The organism is bacterium, assembly GCA_037131655.1.
Taxonomy (GTDB): Bacteria; Armatimonadota; Fimbriimonadia; order Fimbriimonadales; family JBAXQP01; genus JBAXQP01.
Window position 1 is genome coordinate 1 of sequence record JBAXQP010000240.1, and the last position, 4148, is coordinate 4148.

The 4148-nt window shown below is 47.7% G+C and carries 3 protein-coding genes; 1 reads left to right on the forward strand and 2 read right to left on the reverse strand.

Annotated elements, in window-relative coordinates:
* A partial coding sequence (locus tag WCO51_10380) for an FAD-dependent oxidoreductase (GenBank protein MEI6513663.1) occupies positions 1-326 on the forward strand: 326 nt, incomplete at its 5' end.
* 26 nt (positions 327-352) lie between these two features.
* On the opposite strand, the gene WCO51_10385 is transcribed toward WCO51_10380, so the two are convergent.
* Together WCO51_10385 and WCO51_10390 are read right to left on the reverse strand one after the other, a co-directional pair.
* Entirely contained in the window at positions 353-3589 is a 3237-nt protein-coding gene (locus WCO51_10385; GenBank protein MEI6513664.1) for a type ISP restriction/modification enzyme, read from the reverse strand.
* A 254-nt stretch (positions 3590-3843) separates the two neighbouring features.
* Positions 3844-3978, reverse strand: coding sequence for a hypothetical protein (locus WCO51_10390; protein ID MEI6513665.1), 135 nt, complete (start codon positions 3976-3978; stop codon positions 3844-3846).
* Between the last annotated feature and the right edge of the window lie 170 nt (positions 3979-4148).

The window sequence follows — 4148 nt, forward strand, 5'->3', positions numbered from 1 at the left end:
ACCTGATGGGCGTGCAGATACTGCGCACGCAACTGGGTGCCCCGGATGCCAGCGGCCGCCGCGCGCCAGTGGTGATACCCGGCTCGGAGTTCCTGCTGGAGGTGGACCTGGTGGTGGAAGCCATCGGCCAGCTCCCCCCGGCGAAGCTGGATCAGCTCCTCCCCGGCGTGGAACTAAACAAATGGGGCTACATCATCACCGGAGAAGGCACCACGCGCACCAGCCTCCCCAACGTCTACGCCGGCGGCGACATCGTCAACGGTGGCAGCACCGCCGTAGCGGCGATAACCGCCGGAATGTTGGCGGCGGAGGAGATGGGGGGATAAAGGACAATTGAACGGGAATACCAGCCCTAACGTATTGGCCAACCACTGTTGGCATCGATAATGTCATCAATTTCCTGCATGATTCGCTTTGTTTCGGCGAGAGCGGCGATGATGTGCTGGTAATTGATGACATCGTCAAAGGTTAATTCTCTCCCTTTGCGGTCTTTCAGCCATTTATCGCACACTTGATAGCCACCGATGTAGAACTCCCACACCTCCGCTGGAACTCCATCGATGTACTGTGTCTTATTTATCCACACTCGTCCCAGTTCTTCATTATGCGGGCAGGTGAAAGATACCTTTCCCACAACATTACTACCTGCTATCCGAAAGCGAGTGGTTAGCGCTGCCTGCTGCTCCATCAAGTGCAACCTTACTAATTCATCACCCAGTGCACATAGGTTGCGGAATAATACTGGGTTACTTGTAATTGGCAAACGCGGGAAGTCGATCTTCAGAAATTCCTCATAACGGCTACGGTAGGTTGGTGCATGGAAGATAGCATACATGTAGCTGAAGATGTCTTCTGGCCCGAAGGTCGTCTGTAAATCCCCTTTGCCATCGGGTACGAAATTCATATGAAGTTTTGCTGCACAGTCCGCAATGAATTCCGCCGCGAGATTGGGACGCCGCCCCCCCGGTGCCTGGCTTGGAGTGTCCAAATCAAACAGGCCAGCTTTTGGTTTGCCGTTAGGATACAGATAGAGTGGGAAGAGGTAGTTCGTATCGTACGCTGCGCAACATTTGTGATCGGAGATACTTTGGGTTGCCAGTGCACCCCAGGTATCCCGAGTTTGCCTTGTTGTCACCAGCCCGTAATTATCACCCTTCATAAAATGATGCATCACCTCATGACGTGGCAATTCGACTACTGACTCATGATGATAATAAAACCTTTTATCGAAAGGACGATATAGGCATTGGGTGAAATATGATTCCCAATTCTTATCGGATGCTAATGACTTTCGATTTCCTGATATTTTCCAATCTCTGGTATTATTAAGATTGAAGGTGCATGCAACGACATCATCGCTAATATTCAAATCCCTGAAACTTTCAATACGTTTTCGTAACGACGTGGAACTTACATCGATAACAAAATCATCTCGATGTGTTTTAATTCCGGTTGAATTGACGCATAAAATGTCAGTGATCTCCCAGCCGTTTTCATATTCTGGTAGCAGCGTGGTGTTTAAAGGTACAAAGAAGAAATATGGTGCCTGTGGGGAAAGCTCCTGCCATTTTGATAGCGAGATACTTTCGTTATTCAAACGCTCATACTTACTTTTACGTGTTCCCCAATATCCTGTATGGAATACTCGAGCTGTTGTTCCATTCGTTTTTTGTGGCGATGGATATTTGACGAAAAAACCGATAGAAACACCTTGCTGAATGTCAAAAACGTTTTCATCTTTCCCACCATCTGGGGTTTTCTCCCCTTTTTTGCTATTCCCATGTAAGTCGAGGAGATAAATCTCGTCGAAAGAATGCCATAAACTATGACGCATACCTTTAAAGGTAGGGTTGTCCAGATACCCGTTATTGGTTATAAACGCGAGGATGCCATATCCGGTTTGATCAATGCGCCACTGAGCAAAGCGCATAAATTTAACATAGTCGTCATTCAGATATTTGGGATTTTGTTCCAGCAAAGGATTCCCATCAATTTTGAAATAATTGGCAGTAGCCTTTCCTGTCATGGTATCTTTTCCGTGTAGCAAGTCAGAAATCCACTTGCCCTTATTGGCAGAATGACCAGAATAGGGGGGGTTACCAAGTATTACAAGTATGGGCAAATTCTGCTTAACTTGGTTTGCCTCTGCTGCTTCTGCATTTAGCCATTGCGTAAATCCAGAAGCCGGTGGCAACTCAAATGCTTCCTGTAGGGTATTAGTCAAATAGATGCGCAAGCGTTCATTAGCATGAAAATCGTAACCAAGTTCGGACAGTTGCAGCCCTAGTTTCATATGCGCTACGGCATAGGGAGCCATCAGTAATTCGAAACCGAAGAGACGCGGTAGCAGATGCTCTGCTACATAGCTGTTCCACATGCCAATCTGACCCTGTTCGGTAAGGTGCTGGTAGATCTGGTCGATGACTCCATGAAGGAAGGTGCCCGTTCCGGTAGCAGGATCCAGAATCTGCACTTTATGCGACTCATGTTTGAGACCGTCGCTATCCAGTTTTGACACCTTGCTGGTATCCGCCAGCCCTTGAGGCAGAGCAAACTTTGTTTTCAGCAGGTGATCAACGCCGCGGACAATATAAGAGACCACTGGTTCAGGTGTGTAATAGACACCACGTGTCTCGCGTAGTTTGGGGTCATATGCTGCAAGGAAGGTCTCATAGAAGTGCACCACCGGGTCTTGCTGCCTTGTGCGCTTGCCAAAATTCGTCAGAATGGCAGCGATATCCGCACGATTGAGCAAATTTGTAAGGTTATCCACCACCCAGACGAAAGGTTCATCTTCGAGTTCTGGTCCAGCGATTTGTGAGAACATCTTTCGCAGAAATGGGTTGGTTTTGGGCAAGAAATGGGGTGAATTCCGCCGTGTGAACTCTTCATTCACTGGCATACTACACCGGGACGTGAACAGGCCATAACACAGTGTTTGGGCGTACATATCCACAAAATCAGCAGGTTTCAAATCATGGATCAGCACTTCGCGGAAACTGCTTAATTGGTCATGTAGCAATCCACCTCGCACGCCCTCTTCCTCATATGCAATAGCCATCGCATCGCGAAGTAGATGGGTAAGAGAGGCCATGCGTGTCGCCAAATCTCTAGGATTATTGATTGTCGGGACATTCTCACGCAGGAATTCGCATATTAACTCGGTAATGCGTGCTTCGCCATCTGCATCAACAATCACCTTATTGTTGCGTCCCACATATGCCAGCCGTACTGTCATACGCTTTTCCCCGCCGGCATACCAACGGAATTCCAGATAATCAGTGAGAATAAGGTTGCCCAGTCCGTCCAGGTAGCGTGCCATCTGTTCGCTTTTTTCGACGGTGGTTAATTGAGTATCTACATCCTTTGCTTCGATGTATCCCAGTGGAGTTTGCCCTTTGGTGACGATAAAATCTGGAGCACCACATTTGACACGCTTTGGCTCATTGGTTGCAGTTATGGTGAGGCCATTCTCCTGCGCCACAGCTTCAATAAAGGCTTTCAATGCAGGTCGGTAGGTGTGTTCGGTAGCACTACCAGCCTGTAATGCATACTCGACCTGCTTAAGATACTCCGAAATCGCTGTCAAAAATCTATACTCCTCACTACAATATTATGTGCAGTATAGCAAGGCTTTCCATGCAAAGCAACAGAAGTCGCGCTAATCTGCTGACAGTTTGCTTATCGGTTATAACCCCCGACCTTCACGTCAGAGAGAAGACCCCTCGTCTCATTTCAGATCCTGCAATATCTCCAGTGCATCCTTTGCGTCTTTGCTACTTACCCAAATCTCCATAGGCCCGGTGAGCATATTGACCCCAAAGAGGAAGCGACCATACCCTATCAGATCTTGAAATTCTTCGTTTTCTCGAGATGTGGAATCTCAATTGAATCCAGATACGTCTTCGCCAATAAAAACGTTCCCAGGTCGTCGCTTTGGAATACCTTAACCAGTTCCAGCTCTTCATTTTGCGACATCTTTTCCTCCTAAACAATCCTGCTCATTTCGGGTATTCCGAAATTGCAGTATAGCAAGGCTTTCCTGGCAAAGCAACTCATCATGCCGCTAAAATTTCCCTACCCTTCCCCCAATTTGTGCACTGTGCTACAATTAGCATGGTTAATAATGGGCGACAGGCCCGCATGGT

Excerpts from the sequence above, each read along its gene's own strand:
- WCO51_10390 (MEI6513665.1), bottom strand. The coding sequence starts at position 3,978 with ATGTCGCAAAATGAAGAGCTGGAACTGGTTAAGGTATTCCAAAGCGAC.